This window comes from Desulfocicer vacuolatum DSM 3385, from assembly GCF_900176365.1.
In the GTDB taxonomy this organism is placed as follows: Bacteria; Desulfobacterota; Desulfobacteria; order Desulfobacterales; family Desulfobacteraceae; genus Desulfocicer; species Desulfocicer vacuolatum.
On the sequence record NZ_FWXY01000013.1, the window covers coordinates 77,027 to 98,446 of the forward strand.

Genomic DNA, 21,420 nt, shown 5'->3' on the forward strand with positions numbered 1-21,420 from the left:
TTGCGGGAGGGTGTGATGGAGCGGGTGTCATTTTCTCAGTTTGTTGAATCATCGGATGCCCTCCGGGCCAATTTAATGGAGACCGCCCAGGAGGTGGTTGTTCGCAGGGAGTATCAACTTCTTCTGGATATTGTGGCGGATTTTCGCGGTATCCATAATCAGCTTGAGCTGCTGCTCACAGAGGTGTGTCATACGTATCGAAATTGGGAGTTGCTGTTACCCCAGTTGAGAAATTTTACCCTTAAAAACAGCAATTACTACAAGCGACATCCCAAAGGGCCTGAAGCCTTTGGGATTTTCAGCAGCATCTATCTGGATGCCTTGAAAGAATCCATCAGAAAAGAGGGGCTGCCCTCCCGTTTAATGGAATCCCTCTTTGCCTGGGTGGATAAATTTATCACTCTTTTTTCCGGGGAAGACTTAAGAGAATATCAAACCGTTCTCAGTGGTCTGTTTGATGATTTGATCAGCCTTGGTAAGGCCCATGACGGGCTTATAATTTTCATGGTACAGGGCCGGATACCCATGCAGCGGGTGGCCCGTCGCCTGCTGGCATTGCAAAAAGAGATATCCCCCACCCTTGATCATTGTTCCCTTGCGCGGCTTATGACCTTTATTCTGGACAATAATTACCGTTACTGGCTGGAAGAAGAGGACCCCATGTTGTGGTTCCATGCCGAGTGCCGGGATCTTTGCCATGATATTCCCACCATGGAATTGTTTGAAGCCATATCCCATGAAGCCCTGGTAAAATATCGTACATCCCTTGCAGACATTGACCCGGAATCCAATGACAATAACGATTTGAACCGGTTGATGGACCTGCCTGCCCATGTGGATTTTGTCAAGGTTTACAAGGAGATTTCCACCCGCATTACCCGGACAAAACCTGCCGGATCCCCATGTGAAGAACAGTCTTCCCATGGGGAAATTGTTCCGGATACAACCATGGTGTACGAACACCAGAAGCTCATGTTTTTGTTCAGAATCATGGACACAAGCGGTCTTTATCTCATCCATGAAGAGACTCTGAGGACCATTAATCAAGGCCTTGTGAGGTTAATCCGGCAACAGCCCTTTGAGGATATTGAAGCTTTTTTGCTCACCACTTTTCAGTTGTTAAAGGTTAATGTCAGAAAATTTCCCCACACCTCCTTAAAATGCATTGAAATTTTGGGAGAAGAGGTTTTTAAACGGGGAAATTCCCGCATGGTGGAGGCTTTTTTGTGGGAGGCTGTGCGCTTTGGATTCCAACATGCCGGTGTCACCGGCATTGACGAAGACTGGCAACCCATAACCAATCCGGCCCATTTGACCAATATCCGGGTGTGGTTGCACCTGATCACCCGGGAGCCCAAATGGTGTGCCACCCTTTTTTCTGCATTGATCATTCATCTCAAGCTTGCCGGTACCTGTGTGAAAGATACAGATCTGTTCCAGCGCGATATTTCTCATCTGTTAAATCATCCCATTGAACCGGTGTATAACCTGGTGAAGCAGTTTGCCAAATTAATGCCTGTTTTTTACAATGAAATCGGTGCTGAAGGGGAGTTGCGTTATGTTTCCACGGAGCTGGATGAGATTCATAAACGTAAGGATCGCCTTATCCATTTTCTGCGAAAACAGAGTCATGTGGAAAGTTCCAATCTCATTGTGGATTTTATCCAGGAAATATTCATTTTCTGGAGAACCCGGGACAAGGCGCGGCTGGAACCCATCCTTCCCCAGGAGGTGCTGGAGGAGGTGGCCGTCACCGGCCCCTTTATTGACGAACAGCATCTACTGGTTGGTCGTATTCAAAAAGAATTTAAATTTAATACCGTTGAAGACCTTCTGGCATGGCAAAAGAAGGATCGAAAAAAATACCTTGACCTTCAAAAGGATATTTCCCCGGGGGAACGGCGGCGATTTGACCTCATGGTTCAAATGTACAAGCTGCTTCATCAAAAATATAATTTAAGTTTCCAGGAACTTCGTTCGGAGCTTATGGATGCCCAGAAAGAGGGCTTTGACGGGATGTCGTCCCTGGCTGATACCCTTGAAAACGGGAATACGGAAAAATCCTTAAAAGCCTTGTTAACATGCCTGGAAGATCTTAAAGAGATTATTCTTTCCTCTGAAACCTTTCCTGCCAAGGAGGCCATTTATCACAAGCGCCACATTGCCGTGGATATTCCTTCGGTGTACGGGCGGTACCAGGAACGAAAATTTGACAGCCTGAGCCTCACCTTTCGCATGGAAAATCTGGCCGGTGTGCTCCTTGAAAAATTACCGGCCACGGTGAACTTGTCTTTTATCACCCAAGCCACTTTTTTTCGCATTGTCTCCTGTCTGAAACTGTTCATGCGGGCCCTGGCCGTGGACGGCATCACTTCCCGACGTCTGGACACCTATCTTTCCATTTTGCAAAGTTCCCTGAAGATCCGGCGTTTTTCCTACACCCAGTACCTGGATATTTTCCGGGGACTGTCCGAAGGGGTAAAGGATGTTATCTATGCCCACTATACCAATATCCACCAGAATAATCTGTCCATCATCATTCCCCAGATAGGCCGGGACAATCTTTTGGGACGATATCGTTCCAAATGGAGTGACGATGATATGGTGAACACCACCCACCGTCTTTCCGAAGATTTTTTCCGGGATCTTATCTCCTCCACCTTTGGACTTCAGCACCTGGATAATTTCATCACCCGGATCATACAGACCCTGGAGCGCCAGCGGGATGTTCTGGATGAGCGTCTCCTGGATCTGCTCATGTCCTATAATCCGGAGAAAACAGTTTCCATGCTCCACGATGTGAATGTCCACACCCATGATCTTATTCATTTGAGCAATAAAGGCTATAACCTGGTGACACTTACCGGTTTGAATTTGCCAGTGCCCCCGGCATTTATTATCACCACCGAGGTGTTCCGCTGTCGGGAGGTGATCCATGGGTTCAACAAGGCAAAAGTGGAGTTCATACGCCGGGTTCGCATGGCCCTTACCCGTTTGGAAGGACTCACCGGAAAGGTGTTTGGTGATCCTGAAAATCCATTACTTCTTTCGGTGAGGAGCGGGGCTGCCCTTTCCATGCCCGGTATGATGGCCACCATTCATAACGTGGGGCTCAATGATGAACTGGTGGAGGCCTATGTCAAGAATCACGGCCATGGTTACCTGGCATGGGATAATTATCGACGGTTTGTCCAGGCCTGGGCCATGATTTCCGGGGTGGATCGGGAGAAGTTCCAGGAGTTGATGGATGATGCCAAAAAACGCCACAATGTGAAGTTCAAGTGGAAGTTTTCCCCGGATCAGATGCGGGAACTGGCCCTTGATTATCAGAAGCTGGCCCGGCGGCAGGGTATCAGTATTCCCGATGATCCCTGGTTGCAGCTCTCCCATGCTGTTGAAATGATTTTTGATTCCTGGAATACCCTAAAAGCCGTGGATTACCGTGAGATTATGGATCTGTCGGACAGTTGGGGGACGGCTGTTATTGTGCAAAGTATGGTGTTTGGCAATAAAAGCAGCCAGTCCGGTTCCGGTGTTTTGTTCACGGCCCACCCCTATCGCAAGGTGCGGCGGGTGGCCCTGTGGGGGGATTATGCTTATGGGGACCAGGGAGAAGATATTGTGGCAGGACTTGTGACAAGCTATCCCATTTCCGTGGAACAGGCCCAGATTGATGGCCGATCTGTGGAAAAGAGTCTGGAAAAAAGTTTTCCCCACATTTACAATGAGCTGCTCTCCATTGCAAGGGATCTGGTGTACGAAAAGCGCTGGAATCCCCAGGAGATGGAGTTTACCTTTGAAGGACCCCGGGCCGCTGATCTTTACCTCCTTCAGACCCGGGACATGATCACCATTAAAAAACAAGAACAGTTTGACGTGTTTGTTCATTCCGATGCCCTGAACACCGAGGGGCTGGGCAAAGGCATCGGGGTATCTGGCTCTGCATTGTCCGGCCGGGTGGTTTTTTCCGAGGGAAATATTAAACAATTACGCCGGGAGGATCCCGGCATGCCGCTGATTCTCATTCGTCCGGATACGGTTCCGGAAGATATCAAGGTGATTGATAAGGCCGAAGGGCTTCTCACCTCCCGGGGGGGGCAAACCTCCCATGCCTCTGTGGTGGCGGTGCGTCTGGAAAAAACCTGTGTGGTGGGCTTGCGGGATCTTAAAGTGCATGAATCCCGTCAATATTGCGAAATCATGGGGCATCGCATTGCTTTTGGGGATCGCCTGTCCATTGACGGCCGAAGTGGACTGGTGCTACTGGGGCATCATCCCACCCAGACGGAAAAACATATTTTGCCTTTGTAGTGCGCTGTCAAGACTAATATTCAGGGTTGAACACCACCAGCAAATGACAACCATGGGATATTTGAAAAATAGCAATCTTAAAATTAAGATTTGACGTTGCAGCAGGTTTCCGGGGCGTTTGTTTTTTTATATAGTGGGCATGGCCTGCCGGACACAACCAATATTAAAAATGGTAGCATGCCCCTCCGATTGGCATTGGGCCCGCCCGGAACTGTAGGCGGTCCAAGTGGCCGGTTCCTATTGCTCCGTGGGGGCTTTGCTGAGGTTGATGCCTCTAAAACGCACATAAGTCAAAAAAAATGCACCACGGAATAGAAACATTCTCTTTCCGTGGTGCATTTAAATTATACGTATATCAGTAAAACTGAATAAAGATTAGATCAGCTCGTTGATATCTGTGTAGTCAAGGTTCCAGGCATCGGAAACACCCTTAAAGGTGATTTTGCCATCCACAACATTGACACCTTTTTTCAGGGCTTCATTTTCCTGAACAGCTTTTTTCCAACCCTTGTTGGCGATTTCCAGGGCATATGGGAGGGTGGCGTTGGTCAGTGCCATGGTGGATGTACGGGATACAGCACCGGGCATGTTGGCCACGCAGTAGTGGGTTACACCGTCCACAACAAATGTGGGATCTTCGTGGGTGGTGGCTTTGGATGTTTCAAAACAACCGCCCTGGTCAATGGCAACGTCCACGATTACAGAACCGTCTTTCATGTCTTTGAGCATATCTTTTGTCAGCAGTTTGGGAGCCTTGGCACCGGCAATAAGAACAGCACCGATAACCACGTCTGCCTGGAGAACCAGTTCACGAAGAACTGAAGGATTGGACATGACAGGGTAGCAGTTGGCAGGCATGATGTCATCAAGGTATCGCAGTCTGTCAAGGTTGGTATCCAGGATGTAAACCTTTGCACCAAGACCACAGGCCATTTTAGCTGCATTAACACCGACCACACCACCGCCGATAACAACAACAGTTGCGGGCTCAACACCGGTAACGCCGCCCAGAAGCACACCACGACCGCCCATGGGCATTTCAAGATATTTGGCACCTTCCTGGGTGGCCATGCGACCTGCCACTTCACTCATGGGAAGCAGGAGGGGCAGGGAACCGTCGGCTTTTTCCACTGTCTCGTAGGCGATGCAGATGGATTTGCTTTTCATCAGACCCATGGTCTGGGGCTCATCAGCTGCCAGGTGAAGGTAAGTAAAAACAATCTGTCCTTCCCGGATCATGTCATACTCAGAAGGCTGGGGCTCTTTTACATGCATTACCATATCTGCTTTGGCATAAACCTCTGCAGGGGTGTCCAGAATTGTGGCTCCGGCTTCAACGTAAAGTGCATCTTCAAAACCACTGCCGGCACCGGCATCTTTTTCCACAACTACTTCGTGTCCGTTCTGTACCATGGCAACAACGCCAGCGGGGGTCATGCAAACTCTTCTTTCCAGTACTTTGATTTCTTTGAGGATACCTACGATCATTTTTTAGTGCTCCTTGTTATTATTTAAATAAAAAATGTGTTTCATCATTTTTTTGATTCATACTGCCTGTTTTCCAAATTAAAAGAATTGGGCAGCAGGCAGTATTAATAAATTTGATTTTATACTAAAGCAATATTCTTGCCAACATGTTAATAAAAAAAATAAAAAAATGTGATATCTGATGTATCTGATTTATAGGGGCTTTTTCACCCCGTTATGGAGGAATGAATTTTATTCAATGAAGATTTAAAACGCTCTTTTTGGTATTCTGGGTTACCAAAAAGAGCGTTTTATTTCTTAATATGCTAAAATAATTGTATAAGATAATTGTTTTAACTTTAGTTACCACTGGTAACTTTTTTATTAAAAATAATATCGTATTTTTTCATTTTTTTTAACAGGGCAGGGTGGGAAATTCCAAGGATCATGGCTGCTTTTCTTACAGTCCCCATTTGCTCCAGTGCCTGCTTGACAATTTTGTTTTCAAGGTCTGCCACTTGTTCCCGGATGGGACGGATGGATTTTCCGCCAGCATGCATGGTGGTATATTCCCCAGGCTGGTGCATTTCATGGCTGAAAAGAATACTGTCCTTGTCAATGGTTTCCCCGGTGCTTAAAAAAGCGGCCCGTTCAATGACATTTTTCAACTCCCGGACATTCCCCGGCCAGTCATGGAGGATCAGTTTTTCCAAGGCATCAGGGCTCAGCTGGGCCATTTTCTTTTTTAATTTGATCAACAGCTGAAATAAAAAATGTTCTGCCAGGATGGGAATGTCGCTGACCCGTTGGCGCAGGGGGGGGATGTGGATGGGCAATACATTTATACGGTAGTATAGGTCTTCTCTGAAGGTTTTTTTTTCAACAAGTTTCACCAGGTTCTTGTTGGTGGCAGTTATGATTCTGGTGTTAATGGGGATTTCCGTTGCCCCCCCAATGGGTCGCACCGCCTTTTCTTGGAGAAGTCTTAATAATTTGGCCTGGGATCCCAAAGGCATTTCAGCAATTTCATCCAGAAAGACTGTTCCCTGGGATGCCTTTTCAAACAGGCCGGTTTTCCCTTTTCTTTTTCCACCTGTGAAACTGCCCCCCAGGTATCCGAACAGCTCGCTTTCCAGAAGGTGTTCCGGCAGGGCTGCGCAATTGATGGGGATGTAAGGGCCCTGGCAGTTGGATGCGGTGTGGATGGCCTGGGCAAAGAGTTCTTTACCTGTGCCGCTGGCTCCCTGGATGGCAACGGTGACATCGCTGACGGCAATTTTCTGGGCAAAGGCAATGGCCTCTTTAATGGTGGGATGATCACCTATGATGTCACTAAAAGAGGTGTGGCCGGGTTCGGATAATGTCTGGGCAAGTTTTTTTATTTCCTGCATGTCTTTGGCAATTTCAACGGCCCCCACAATGTGATCCGAAGAATCCCGAATGGGTTTGCACGTGGAAATATACTGGTATCGTCGTCCCCCCGGAGTGATGATGCTTTGTTTCACATTGTCCAGGGTGGTTCCTTTCAGGCATTTAAGAATGGCATAGTCCGGCAGATCCAGCTGTTGAATGCTTTTTCCAAGAACTTTTTCTGCCACACAGTTGAAAACCTGGCAGGCCACCTCATTGATGGTGGTGATGCGTCCTTCCCGGTCTATGGATATAACGCCGTCACGCATATTATCCAGAACCACCCGGAAACGGTTTGCCCGTTCCTCCTGGGGCAGGGAATCTATGAATTGGGCATCCTTTAAATCTTTAATGGTTCCCATGAAATTTAAAATTTTTTTTTTTGCCAGGGGCGTTTCTCGATTTTCGATTTCCAGGTATACATGGGCTTCTTTGGAACTTCTGATCACATCCATGGAGATGATATTGAATTTATGATTGGCAAGCAGGGTGGAAATGTCCGCCACAATGCCGATGCGTTCTTTAAAATTGAGTTTCAGCTTAAAAATCAAATTTTATTGTTCCTCCTGGGTTTTATATCAAAGCCCTATTTTGTGTGTAGCTAATGTTTTGGCTGGTTGAATTCAACATCTCCCACCCATTTTATAATATGGGGCTGAACCATTTTTGGGACTTGGTCATAAGCTGGGCTATTATAGGTGAGATAAAATTTTATTATCCGCAAAATGCTGTAATTATAGATATTAACTTTTGTGGATAGGATTTTATCACAAAATGGCCCACGTTATGGCCCCCCCCCATTCTTTTGTGCTTTGTCTTGGATAAAACGAGATCAGAATAAGGCCTGCCCGTGGCGGTTGTATAAAATGTTCCGCAAATCAGGGGGGTGTCTTTCAGGTTTTGTTGTGGGTGGAGCAAGGTCAGAATGAGTTCCGCCCATGGCGGTTATATATCAGTTGGGAGGAGGAAGAACAAATTAAAAACATAAATCTAATCGTTTCTGGAGGGCATTAAAAGATGACGCAGCCAGCCAAACACGGTATTGCCCTTGAGAAGTGCCTGCTCATGGAGATCAAGGTTCATGGAAATGGTGTCAGTATCTCCAAATCTGTCTTTGCGTGTGATGATTTTTCTGTCAGGATCAAGGGATTTGATGATTTTTGCCGGATTGCCCGCAGCAATGACATTGGCAGGGATATCTCCTGTGACCACACTGCCGGCTCCGATAACACTGTTTTTACCAATATTTACCCCTTTGCACACAATGGCACTGTCACCGATCCATACATTGGGGGCAAGGGTTACAGGGTGGGCTGTGGTCGGTGGCAGACTGCGGTCATAAATACCATGCCAGTCCGAGTCCGTGATATAGGCATTGCTTGCAATCATGCAATTATCCCCGATGGTAATGCCCTGGGCCGCACTGATGCGAACCCCCGGGGAGATGAGCACATGATCGCCAATGGTGATGCCGGGAATATCTTTTTTATCTGTCCATACGGTGAGCCGGGTTTTTTTGTCCGATGAGGCCAGAAGGGTGATGTTGTCACCAATGCTCACCGGCCCCCCAAACACCTCCACATGCCAGGGTTTTACCACAAAGGCGTTTTTTCCCAGATATTCCATCTGGGGTTTTAGAAAATGGCTGAGATGAAATTTCTGGATACCAAACCAGATTTTTTTGATGAAATAGGGTCTGTGATCTCTTCTCATGCCGGGGTTTCCCCGGTGCATTCTTTAAAAAGAAAGCCGTCCCAGGCGTTGTGATCAAAGAGCCGGGCCGCCGGGGTCAGTCCATAAAGGGCATCTGCCGCCATGAGCACCACCCCGTTGGTCCAGGAGATTTTTTCTTCGGGCCAGATGGTCATATCCGGAAATGTATACCCGCACCAGAAGGTGCCGTCTTCATAGGTGCGTTCCTGTATCCAGGAAAAAACAATGCGGGCAAGATTTACATTGCCCATGGCAAACAAGGTGAGCACAAATTCCGATGTCTCGGCCATGGTGACCCAGGGACGGTCTGACACGCACCGCACGCCCTGTCCCTCAATAATATATTTTTTCCAATATTTTTCTATGCGCCGGGTGGCAGCGTCTCCGGTGAGCGCCCCACTTAAAACCGGGTAAAACCAGTACATGGAAAACCGGGATTTACTGATATTATAAATGGAGATGTCTTCTTTCAGGGAGCGGCCCAGCTTGTGAAAAGCCTTTTCCCACAGTGGCTTTTTTTTGTTGAGAAGTCGGGCAATGGTCAGTGCACATTTTAAACTCATGTAAATGGAGCTGCACCCGGTTAAAAGGGCCATGGGATCAACCTTTCCTTCGGGACTTTTTGCCCAGTATATTTCGCCGCTGTCCGTCTGGAGGCTGATGCTGAAATCCATGGCCTTTTCCAGGCAGTTCCACATTTTTTTAAGGAACGGGGTGTCCCGGGTGATGAGCCAGGTGTGCAGCAATCCCGTTGCAATATAGGCCGCCATGTTGGTTTCCATGGTTCGATCTTTGGGAATACCTTTTATATAAGATGAGTACCAGGAGCCATTGCTGTTTTGGTTTCTGGCCATCCATTCAAATGCCTGTTTTGAGGGGTCGTAAAAACCGCCGATGTTCAACCCCATGGCAGACTCCACAAGGTCCCAGGGGTCTGTTTTGCCGTCAATGTGCCAGGGGATTTCTCCAGATTGATATTGTAACCGGCTGATGAACCGTGCCACTGAGTCTATGTTCATAGATAGGCTTGGGCGTGGGCCGCGGTTTTTAAAATCCATTCAATTCTCCCATTACATTTGAAGTGTAATGCATTGTTATGTTAAATAAGCGTTTGACCTTTTTGAATAAACTTCTTTTATCAGAACGGGCATGGATTGGCAAGGAGGTAAGCTTAAAAACATTTATGAATTTATATTCATGATATTTGCATTGGATATTTAAAAGGTCGGATTGTTGTTATGTGTGTTGCTGTCTTAGTTTAAATAATTATAATTATTGTATATAATAAAATAATCTTTCTTGGAAAAAAATTATTAAATTCCTTGACATTCAGCGGGCTTCTCTGTTACTTAGAAATGAATAGATATTCATAGTTAGCGGATTATGTGATAAATAATATATATAGGAGGTCGTCATGAGTAGAAAGATCAGAAAGGCAGCGGTGATCGGTTCCGGTATAATGGGTGGAGGTATTGCCGCTCTTCTTGCCGGTGCCGGCGTGGATGTGCTTTTGCTGGATATTGTTCCGTTTGATTTGACGGATGAAGAAAAAAAAGATCCCACAGCACGAAATCGCATGGTTAAAGCGGGCATGGATGCGGCCCTTGCTTCTTTTCCATCCCTGTTCATGACCAAAAAAGATGCCACATTGATTAAAATCGGTAACCTTGATGATGATTTTGATAAATTGGCAGAGTGTGACTGGATTGTTGAGGTGGTGGTTGAGAATCTTAAAATCAAACAAGATCTTTTCGGTCGCATTGAAGGCGTCAGAAAGCCAGGCGCCATTATCAGTTCTAACACTTCCGGTATCCCTTTAAAAGACATGTCCCAGGGCTTGAGTTCTGATTTTAAACAACATTTTCTGGGGACCCATTTTTTTAACCCCGTTCGCTATATGCATCTTCTGGAGCTCATCCCCGGAGAGGAAACCCTTCCTGAAGTTCTTAATTTTATTGCCGGTTTTGGTGAGAAGAATCTGGGTAAGGGTATTGTCTGGGCCAAGGATACCCCCAATTTTGTGGGAAATCGCATCGGTGTCCATGGTATCGGGGCCGTGATGTCCTCCATGCTGGAAGATGGATTGAGCATTCCTGAAGTGGATGCCCTGTTTGGTCCGGCCCTGGGTCGGCCCAAGACAGCTATTTTTAAAACCACAGATCTTGTGGGTCTGGATACCATGGCCCATGTGTGTCAAAACTCCTATGACCTTTGTCCTGATGATGAACAGCGGGATGCCTTTGTGGTTCCTGAGTTCGTCAAACAGATGATTGACAAAAAACTTCTTGGCAATAAAACAAAGGCCGGTTTTTATAAAACAGATCTGACACCGGAGTGGAAAAAAGTTCGAAAAGTGCTCAATCCTGCCACATTGGAATATGAAGATCTCATCCGTCCCACCTTTCCCTGTCTGGATGCCGCCAAAAAACTGCCCACCCTTCCCGAAAAAATTAAATGTGTTCTTACAGGGGATGACAAGGGGGCAAAATTTGCCTGGAAAATGGCAGTGAAAAGCTTTCAGTATGCGGCCAACAGAATCCCTGAAATTTCCGACACCGTCATAGAAATTGATAACTCCATGAAATGGGGATATAATTTTGAAATGGGTCCCTTTGAAATGTGGGATACCTATGGCGTTGCAGAGGCTGTTGAGAGAATGAAGGCCGAAGGCTATGATGTTCCGGAAAATGTCGCTGCCATGCTGGCTGCGGGTCATACCTGTTTTTACAAACTGGAACAGGGTAAAAATTACTTTTATGATTTTGCATCAGCCGCCTACAAAGTGGTTCCCATGAGTGACACCATGGTTTCCCTTGCCGCTGCCCGGGGTAACGATAAAGTGGTTCAGGAAAACAGTTCTGCAAGCCTCATTGACATTGGGGACGGTGTGTTCTGTCTTGAGTTTCACACCAAAATGAACGCTTTGAACGCTGAAATCATTGACTCCATTGACGGAGCACTTGACTACGTGGATGCCAATGGGGCAGGGCTTGTTATTGGTAACCAGGCCGGTGGCATGCCCGGTGCTTTTTCTGCCGGTGCTGATCTTTCCCTGGTGTCCCGTCTGGCCCATGATAAAAAATATGCAGAATTAACCACTTTCCTTGAAAGAGCCCAGACCGGTATCCAGAAGGCAAAATACGCTCCCTTTCCTGTGGTGGCAGCGCCCTATGGCATGACCTTGGGCGGTGGATGTGAAACCTGCCTGGGTGCCGACCGCATTGTGGCCCATGCAGAGCTTTACATGGGGCTTGTGGAAATCGGTGTGGGGCTGTTGCCCGCCGGTGGCGGTTGCATGAATATCTGGAAAAAATTTATTGATGCCCTTCCGGCAGGGGTTGCCAAAGATACGGATCTTGCTAAACTCTTTATTCCCGCTTTTATGAATGTGGCCATGGCCAAGGTTTCCATGTCCGCAGCCGAGGCCCGGGCCAATGGATTTTTGGGGCTTGCTGATCGCATCGTATTTAACCGGGATAACCTGGTGGGTGAAGCCAAAAAAGAGGTCTTGAAAATGGTGGATGATGCCTATGCTCCCCCCATGAAAAAGCCCCTGCGGGTTATGGGAAATGCTGCCCAGGGTATGATCAATGCGGAAATTTATAATATGCTCAATGGTAAATTCATGAGTGAGTATGATGCGTTTCTGGCCAAACGCATAGCCTATGTCATGAGCGGTGGGGAAGCCAATAAAAACAGCATGCTGCCTGAAGAAGCTATTCTTAAACTGGAAAGAGACACCTTTGTGGATCTTGTTAAAGAGGAAAAATCACTTGCCAGGATTGACCACATGCTTAAAACCGGTAAACCCCTGAGAAACTAAAACTAACCGTGTACTCTTAATTTGCCGGTTCGCATTTTTTAAAATAAATTTTTTTAGAAAATTCTAAAAAAGTGTGAATCGGTCAAAATGATATACAGATCACAGGAATAGAGAGGAATATCCATGAAAGACGCATATATAGTACAATCTGTAAGAACCCCCGGCTGCAAACAGAGAAGGGGACTGTTTAAAGAGACCCGGCCCGAAGAGCTCCTTTCTTTTATCATGAAAGAGGCTGTGGACAGAACAGATAATTTAAAGGCCCAAGACCTTGAAGATGTGATGTGCGGATGTGCCTTTCCCGAGGCAGAGCAAGGATTGAACATTGGTCGGGTGGCATCCAAGATGGCTGGATTTCCCGACCATGTATCCGGTGCCACGGTGAATCGATTTTGTGCTTCAGGTCTGGAAGCCATTGCCCTGGCATCGGCCCGGGTGCAGATGGGGTGGTCCGAGATCACCATGGGAGCCGGTGTGGAATCCATGACCTTTGTGCCCATGGGCGGCAATGTGCCCCGACCCCATCCTGAATATTCAAAAACCAATCCTGAAAATTATATTTCCATGGGTATCACTGCAGAAAATGTGGCCAATCGCTACAACATCAGCAGGGAGGAGCAGGATATTTTTGCTTCCAAATCCCAAGCCAAGGCAGCCAAGGCCCGGGACAATGGTCTATTTACAGAAATTGTACCCACTCCTGCCTATAAATTTGTTCCCCAGGCCGATGGCACCATGAAAAAAGAAACCTTTATGGTTGAGCATGATGACGGCATTCGTGAGTCCACGCCAGAGGGGCTTGGAAAGCTTAGAACCGTTTTTGCCGTGAACGGATCTGTTACAGCTGGCAACTCTTCCCAGACCACGGATGGCGCTGCCGCCACCATCATTGCTTCCAAGGAAAAATGTGAGGAACTGGGGTTAAAACCCATTGCCCGTCTGGTGGCTTACACCAGTGTTGGTTGTAAATCAGATGAAATGGGTGTGGGACCCCGGTATGCCATTCCCAAAGCTTTGGAGCTTGCCGGTCTCACCATTGATGACATTGATATTTATGAGATCAACGAAGCCTTTGCCTCCCAGGCCCTTTATTGCATAAAAGAACTCAATCTTGAACAGTACATGGATAAAATTAACATCCATGGCGGTGCCATTGCATTGGGGCATCCCCTGGGATGCACCGGTGCCAAATTGACTGCCACCTGCCTTGCCAACCTTAAAGAAGTCAATGGTAAATATGGGGTGGTTTCCATGTGCATTGGCGGTGGTATGGGATCTGCTGCTGTTTTTGAGAGGCTTTAATGCTTTTGGATTGAAATTCGATTTTTTTTACATAACCATCATGATTTGACAAAAAATAAAAGGCCACTCAATTTTTTGTGTGGCCTTTTAAGGTTTTGTAGAGTAAAAAACCGCTGCAAAATTATTGTATTTCGCAGCGGTTTTTTTTATGGTTAGTAAATGCTATATAATTTAAAATTACATGGCTGATTCCGGATGGAACACATCCACTTCTTTTAAATCGTCTCCCAGATATTCCCGCTCATTGGGACCCAGAATACCAAGGGAGAGGCACAGCATGGTCCAGAGATGGACAGTTTGCCATGCATGGTCATTGACATCGCTCAGGTCATGCACCTGGGCATGGCAATTGTGGCAGGGGGTGATGCAATAGTCTGCCTTTGTTGCCAGGATCTGGTTTGTCTTTGTCTGGCCATAGGATCGTCGCGCCTCGGTGAAGCCAGACTGGAGAAAACCACCGCCGCCGCCGCAGCAGAAGTTGTTGGATTTGTTGGGGGTCATGTCAATGAAGTTCTCTTCCCCCACCACGGCCTTGACCACAAATCTCAGGTCATCGGCAACGGGATCTCCCAATGTTTTTCTTACCAGCTGACATGGATCCTGGACAGTGAATTTAATTTTTCTGTCCTTGTTCCAGTCACTACTGGGTTTGAGTTTTCCTTCTTTGATCCATTTTGCGTAGAGTTGAATAATGCTCAGGATTTCAAACTTGTGCTCAATCTTGAATTTTTTCAGTCCTGCCAGGACTGCGAATAGTTCGTGCCCTCACTCGGTGTTGAGCCAGTACTTGGCCCCCAGATCGTCCACTGCCTTGGCTTTGGTGCGGACAATTTTTTCCCAGGTCTCATCTTCGGCCATGAACATGCAGTAGTTTTCTGCGGCAAAACCTTTGGAGCTGTATGTCCAGTCAGCACCTGCAAGGTGGAGGATTTTCCACAGGGGCACCATCTCATCGGGCTCGGTCACCGGTTCCCTGGAGTTCTGGTTTAATACATACATGGCCCCTTCCCGGTTGACGTCGGCTGTCATTTCAGCAAACTCAGGCTGGGCCTCCTGGTACTCTTCCAGGACATCCTCCACCACAAATTCAAAATCCTCTTCTGTGGCACCCATGGCGCTGCAGGTGTCATTTCGAAGGGCCATATCACAGGAACCCACAATACCCTTGGGTTTGTCTTCCCTGGCCCAGGACTGTCTGGCATAAAACACCAGCTGGGGAATATTGATTTCCATGGGGCAGACATATATGCATCGCTGACACATGGAACACATCCAGACCCAGTCCGATGTCAGGATCTCTTCATCCATTCCCAGGGCCGCCATTCTCAGAAATTTTCTGGGATCCATGCCTTCAAGGCCCGTGGCCGGACACCCCGAAGCACATGCACCGCATGTGAGACAGGCATTGAGATTGCCACCGTCAGGCAGAATCTCCATGACCTTGTTTTTGAAAACACTTTTGTGTTTTCTTCCAATTTTAACCGCTGCTTCACCCATGCTTTACGTTCCTCCGTATCCTATTTGTCATTCAAGTGGGTCAAAAGTTTGGGCGTTTGACGACACTTTTTCCTTGGGCATTTTTATGATTTTTGAAAGGGGTATTCATGGTCGGGCTTTTGGGGAAATAGCATAACCGTATAAAGTGGTTATGCAAATTATCCTTGATATCAATCCTTACAGACGCATGTATGGTAAGGGATTAAAATCAATGAACCCTTTGGGCGCCATGTCCACAGCTTTCAGTTAATAATTAATTTGTTTCTGCTATAACTCGTCACTCATAAGTTCTCCAGTTTGATGCCACATAATGTGATTCTTTGAAATTGAACATATCCCATGTGGTATGAAAAATGAGAATTTCGGACTCATGAGTGCCATAAGTATATCGTATTATTTTTCTCTTATTGACAGCATGTTGTCAACCTATTTAAGAAAAAACTGTATTTATGCACTCTTTTTGAGCTTATACTCTATATTCAGACTCCTGACTCTGATTTTTACGTTATTTGGGGAAGAGAAGCAAAAAGCCTTTTTGATTTTGGCTTGTCTAAGGTTTGACATTTTATCAAGGTGCCCTTAATATTTCTTCCCTATGAAAGAGATAAAAAAAATAGAAAAATTACTGAATCGGGTGATGTGCGTGGACCGGCCCCACTTAATCCGGGGGCTTCGCGGTTTGAAAAAAAAAGGGGCCGGAAATGCCGGGAAAAGAGATGCCGGGGAAAAGGAAAAACAGGCAGCCCGGCTTTATAACAGAGCCCTTCGTTCCGCTGCTCTTCGCACAGCCCGGGCCAAATCTATACCCAGGATTGTAGATTTTCCTGATCTGCCCATCACCCATAAAAAAGATGAAATTATCCATGCTCTGAAGCATCATCGGGTGGTGATCATTGCCGGGGAGACCGGTTCCGGTAAAACCACCCAGATTCCCAAATTCTGCATGGAGGCGGGCAGGGGGGCTGCCGGCAGGATCGGGTGCACCCAGCCCCGGCGTATTGCAGCTATCACTGTGGCCAAACGTCTGGCAGAAGAGCTGAGAGAAGAGCTGGGAAGGAGCGTGGGGTATAAAATTCGTTTTGATGATCGCTCCAGCCAAAAGTCCATTATTAAAGTGATGACTGATGGAATCCTTTTGGCCGAAACCCAGAAAGATCCCTTTTTAAATGAGTATGATACACTCATTGTGGATGAGGCCCATGAACGGAGCCTCAACATTGATTTTACCCTGGGAATTCTTCGGGATCTGGTGCAAAAACGCCGGGATTTAAAACTTGTCATCACCTCTGCCACCATTGACACGGAAAAATTTTCCAAAGCCTTTGATGGCGCGCCGGTGATAGAGGTGTCCGGCAGAATGTACCCGGTGGAGCTGCGCTATATGCCGGTGCAAAACCATGATGATCCAGACCAGGATGACCAAGGGTATGTGGAGGCCGCTGTGGATGCTGTGGATATGATCCACAGGGAGTCACGCCAGGGTGATATCCTCATGTTCATGCCCACGGAGCAGGATATCACCGAGGCCATAGAGTTGTTGCGGGGTCGCCAATACCCTGGAGTAACGGTGTTACCATTATATGCCAGGCTGTCGGCCCATGAACAGGCCAAGGTATTTTCCCGGGGACCGGGACGTAAAATTATTGTTTCCACCAATGTGGCTGAAACATCTTTGACCATTCCCGGTATTAAATATGTGGTGGATTCCGGCCTTGCAAGAATCCCCCATTACTCCCCCAGAACCCGCACCACAGCCTTGCCGGTGTCCCCCATTTCACGCAGCAGTGCAGACCAGAGAAAGGGGCGTTGCGGCCGGGTGTCCAACGGAGTGTGTATTCGGCTTTATGATGAGGCCGATTATGGGGCAAGGGCATTGTTTACTTCCCCTGAAATTTTAAGGAGCAACCTTGCCGAGGTTATTTTGCGGATGATATCCCTGGGACTGGGGGATGTTGCATCATTTCCCTTTATTGATGCACCTGCGTCTAAATCCATCAAGGACGGATTTGATACCTTGATGGAGCTCGGGGCCATCTGTACCACCCAAAAAAGAGGGAAAAAGAGCTACACATTGACCCGGAAAGGGCGGGTCATGGCGGGTATCCCTGTGGACCCCAAGCTTTCCAGAATTCTCATTGAAGCTGAAGAAAGGGGCTGCCTTGAAGAGGCATCCGTTATTGCCTCGGCCCTGTCCATTGCAGATTTAAGGCAGCGGCCCCAGGATAAAACCCAGCAGGCAGACCAGAAACACGCCCTTTTCAAGGATCCGGCATCGGATTTTATCACATTGTTAAATATCTGGAAGGCGTGTCACGGGGCGGAAAAGAGATTAAAGTCCCGCAATGGTCTTAGAAAGTTCTGCAAAGAACACTATCTTTCCTTTAAGCGTCTTCGGGAGTGGAAGGATATCCATGGACAAATCATGTCCGTACTCCGGGAACACGGCATCACCGGGAAAAATAAAATATCATTAACAACGGGTACCAAGGGACTTAAAGCCAAAGAATTTGATATTGGGGGGCCTTTGTACATTGAACTTCATAAATCCCTTTTATGCGGTTATCTTGCCAACATTGCCCATAAAAAAGAGAAACATATCTTCCAGGCGGCCAAGGGGCAAAAGGCCATGATTTTTCCGGGGTCCGGGATTTTTAACAAGGCCGGTAACTGGATCGTGGCGGCTGAGTTTGTGGAAACCAGCCAGCTCTTTGCCAGAACCGCCGCCAATATTGATCCTGACTGGCTGGAAGAGCTGGCAGGCCCCCTTTGCACCCGCACCCATGCGTCTCCCCATTGGGAAAAGAAACGGGGGGAGGTGGTGGCAACGGAGCAGGTGTCTCTTTTTGGTCTGGTCATTGTTCCGGAAAGAAGGGTTTCCTATGGCGCCATAAATCCCGAAGAAGCCGGTGATATTTTTATAAGATCTGCCCTGGTGGAGGGGGAAGTACCCCGGCGGTTTCCTTTCATGGACCACAACCAGGAACTCATGGATGGATTGAGTAAACTGGAGGAAAAGATACGAAAACGTGATATTCTGGCCTCGGATGATGAAATTTTTTTCTTTTATAAAGAACGCCTGGAAATGCCCTTTTATAATTTGAAAACCTTTGCCAGGTATCTTAAGAAACGTCGGGAAGATACCTTTTTGCGCATGACCCTTGGGGATCTTCAAAAAAATCAGCCGGATGAAGATCATCTTGCATCCTTACCTGACAGTCTTGAAATGGGGATGACCCGTTTTGATCTTGAATATGGTTTTGACCCCGGTGCCGAACATGACGGTGTTACTTTAAAGGTGCCGGCCATGTCTGCAGGGTCAGTGAAAAATGCTTCCCTTGAATATTTAGTACCGGGCCTTTTCAAAGAAAAAATAACGGCACTGATCAAAAATCTTCCCAAAAAATACCGGGTGCTGCTCATGCCGGTGTCCACCAAAGCCCAGATCATCGTAAAAGAGATGTCCCACCGGGACCGGCCTCTTTTTTCTGAACTCAGTCAATTTATTAACCGCCGGTTTGGTGTGAATGTACCGGCCTCTGCCTGGTCCGATAAGGGGCTTGAAGACCATTTAAAGATGCGCATATCCATCCGGGATGAAAAGGACCGGGAAATTGCAGCTTCCCGGGACAAAGGGGTTTTAAAGAATTTTTCTGACACCATGTTTCCCAGGGAAGATGCCTTTGAAAAGGTGTGCGCCGCATATGAAAAGGAAAATATTGTCTCCTGGACCCTGGGGGATCTGCCGGTTTCTGTACCTGTTGAGGCCGCAGAAGGCTATACCTATGGTGTTTACCCGGCACTGACCCGGGAGGGAGACCGGGTGGATCTTCGTCTTTTTAAAAAACAAGGTGCGGCCCGGGCATCCCACCGGGAGGGGGTGAAAAAGCTTTATGAACTCGTCTATGAGTCAGATATCAATGCCCTTAAAAAAGATTTAAAGCGTACCCGAAAGCTTAAAAAATACGCTGTTTTGGTGGGTGGGGAACTTTCCTTTGACAGGGCATTGTTTAACTGTGTGATGCGGCATCTGTTTTTAAAAGAAATTCGTACCCGGCACGATTTTGAAAGCCATGCCGGGGATACCATTCCCCAGCTGTATGACATTGGTCAAAAACTGGTTTCCGGGGTGGAACAATTGTGTGAAGCCCATGATAAAACAATGGAAACATTAAAACAGATTCAGTTAAAAAATATAAGTCGTCCCCAGATATCACAATGGGTGGGCCGACTTGAATCTGCTGTCACAGCGCTTATTCCCAATGGATTTCTGGAAATCTACACCCTGGAAAGAATTCCCCATCTCAGGCGATATGTCATGGCCATTGGTATCCGTGCCCAGCGGGGAATGGTGGACTTTAACCGGGATCAGCAAAAGGCCGCTGCTGTGGAGAAATACACCACCCGGTTGAACGAAATGCTCAACTCGCTTTCCGTGGATTCTTCCCGGGAAAAGGCCGATGCCATTGAGGAATTTTTCTGGATGATCGAGGAGTATAAGGTCTCCCAGTTTGCCCAGGAATTGAAAACCCCGGTGAAAATATCCCCCAAACGGCTGGAGGAGCGGTGCCGGGCCATATCCCTTATGGTGTAAACTGCCACGGTCAGAATATTGTCTGCCCGTGGCGGTTTTTATTATGAAAAGGCAGTCTCCAAGTTTACCTCGGCAGAGCCCCCGGCCCATCGAGCTGTCCACAGTTCCGGGCCGGGACCATTACCCCTCGGGGGGGGCGGCATCATACCATTTTTCAAGCTTCGTTATGGGCAGAGTCGGATCAAAATAAGGTCTGCCCATGGCAGTTCCAAAGAGAAGATTTAATGTGGATATCGCTTTGCCAGGGCCGTTTCCCGTTCAAAACAATGTTGACCCTCATCCAGTTTTCCCCTCTTGATACATCCCTGGCCGTAAATGAGATATTTTTTCCGGAGTACCGCAACAGCGGCTCTTTGCTGGGAAGGGGTGAGAGCATGGGTTTTTAAAAGCCCCTCAATGGACTGTATTCTGTATTTGTCCAAGGAATGGGACGATGACAGTTGGTCACCATGTCCCCCATGCTTGATGGTGCAAGGCTGATCAACCAGGTAAATGGGCATATCCGTAGCTGTTCTCAACCAGAGGTCATAATCTTCACAGGCGGGCAGGGTTTCATCAAAATACCCTTTAATCTCAAAAAAATCCCGCCGCATCATCACCGCCGAAGGGCTTACAAGGCACAATTTAAGAGAAGGCTCAAATATCATTCCCGACGGTTTTTTGTGTTTGAATTTGGGATTGACCCTTTTGCCTTTGCGTATCCATATCTCCTCGGTCTGGCAGATCATGGCCCGGGAGTGGTGTTGGAAAAAATCCACCTGGCATGCTGTTTTATCCGGTGTCCAGAGATCATCGGAGTCCAGAAAAGCCAGAAAATCACCGGTGCTGTGTTTGATTCCAAGGTTTCGTGCCGCACTGACCCCTTTGTTTTCCTGGTGCAGGAGGGTGATGCTGTCCATGTAAGGTTCCAGGAGCTTTAAAGTATTGTCCGTTGAACCGTCATCCACCACAATAATTTCCATGGCAGGGTACTTTTGATTTATCACTGAAGTCACTGCCTCGGCAAGGCACCATCCCCTGTTAAATGTGGGTATGATGGCGGTGACAAGGGGTGTTTTTTTTATGGGTTTCATGGTCCTTGTCCTATCACAAATCGTATACTTTTTCCAATAAATTCAGGTAATCCTTGACTTGGTAACTAAAATAAAATATGCATCACAAAAAGTGGAAAATGTGATTATTTATTTTATGAATCATATTTTTTTTCTGGCCGAAAAAAAGGTTGAATATCACCATTGTGGGCACGGTTTTTGATTCAGCCTTTTTCGGTATTTTTAAATTCAGTGTGAAAGCATTTTTATGGTGA

At 47.2% G+C, this 21,420-nt stretch carries 10 protein-coding genes; 4 read left to right on the top strand and 6 right to left on the bottom strand.

Annotated elements, in window-relative coordinates; genetic code table 11:
* Positions 1 to 15: 15 nt before the first annotated feature.
* Complete coding sequence (locus B9A32_RS12655) at positions 16 to 4,311, top strand: PEP/pyruvate-binding domain-containing protein (protein ID WP_084069807.1); 4,296 nt, start codon at positions 16 to 18, stop codon at positions 4,309 to 4,311.
* A gap of 375 nt (positions 4,312 to 4,686) precedes the next feature.
* Here the strand turns inward: B9A32_RS12655 and ald are convergent, their stop codons facing one another.
* From ald to B9A32_RS12675, 4 genes are all read right to left on the bottom strand, one after another.
* Positions 4,687 to 5,799 carry an alanine dehydrogenase gene (gene ald, locus B9A32_RS12660; RefSeq protein ID WP_084069808.1) on the bottom strand — a complete coding sequence of 371 codons (1,113 nt, stop codon included), beginning with the start codon at positions 5,797 to 5,799 and terminating at the stop codon, positions 4,687 to 4,689.
* Between the two features lie 338 nt (positions 5,800 to 6,137).
* Positions 6,138 to 7,739: a sigma 54-interacting transcriptional regulator gene (locus B9A32_RS12665; protein WP_139795817.1), complete on the bottom strand. Its 1,602-nt coding sequence runs from the start codon at positions 7,737 to 7,739 to the stop codon at positions 6,138 to 6,140.
* 439 nt (positions 7,740 to 8,178) lie between these two features.
* Entirely contained in the window at positions 8,179 to 8,901 is a 723-nt protein-coding gene (locus tag B9A32_RS12670) for an acyltransferase (RefSeq protein ID WP_084069809.1), read from the bottom strand.
* On the bottom strand, positions 8,898 to 9,920 hold the full coding sequence (locus B9A32_RS12675) for a phenyltransferase domain-containing protein (protein WP_232367147.1): 1,023 nt from the start codon (positions 9,918 to 9,920) through the stop codon (positions 8,898 to 8,900). Before B9A32_RS12675 ends, B9A32_RS12670 begins: the two co-directional genes overlap by 4 nt.
* 395 nt (positions 9,921 to 10,315) lie before the next feature.
* On the opposite strand from B9A32_RS12675, the gene B9A32_RS12680 reads away from it, so the two are divergent.
* Positions 10,316 to 12,724 (top strand): 3-hydroxyacyl-CoA dehydrogenase/enoyl-CoA hydratase family protein, encoded by a 2,409-nt coding sequence (locus B9A32_RS12680; protein WP_084069811.1) that lies wholly within the window; start codon positions 10,316 to 10,318, stop codon positions 12,722 to 12,724.
* Between the two features lie 123 nt (positions 12,725 to 12,847).
* Positions 12,848 to 14,026 (top strand): thiolase family protein, encoded by a 1,179-nt coding sequence (locus B9A32_RS12685; protein WP_084069812.1) that lies wholly within the window; start codon positions 12,848 to 12,850, stop codon positions 14,024 to 14,026.
* A 177-nt stretch (positions 14,027 to 14,203) separates the two neighbouring features.
* On the opposite strand, the gene B9A32_RS12690 is transcribed toward B9A32_RS12685, so the two are convergent.
* On the bottom strand, positions 14,204 to 15,523 hold the full coding sequence (locus B9A32_RS12690) for a (Fe-S)-binding protein (RefSeq protein WP_084069813.1): 1,320 nt from the start codon (positions 15,521 to 15,523) through the stop codon (positions 14,204 to 14,206).
* 595 nt (positions 15,524 to 16,118) lie between these two features.
* On the opposite strand from B9A32_RS12690, the gene hrpA reads away from it, so the two are divergent.
* A complete protein-coding gene (gene hrpA, locus B9A32_RS12695) occupies positions 16,119 to 20,114 on the top strand; it encodes an ATP-dependent RNA helicase HrpA (protein ID WP_084069814.1) in 3,996 nt (1,331 codons plus the stop codon).
* A gap of 221 nt (positions 20,115 to 20,335) precedes the next feature.
* Here the strand turns inward: hrpA and B9A32_RS12705 are convergent, their stop codons facing one another.
* Positions 20,336 to 21,187, bottom strand: a complete 852-nt coding sequence (locus tag B9A32_RS12705; protein ID WP_084069816.1) for a glycosyltransferase family 2 protein — start codon at positions 21,185 to 21,187, stop codon at positions 20,336 to 20,338.
* Positions 21,188 to 21,420 lie beyond the last annotated feature (233 nt).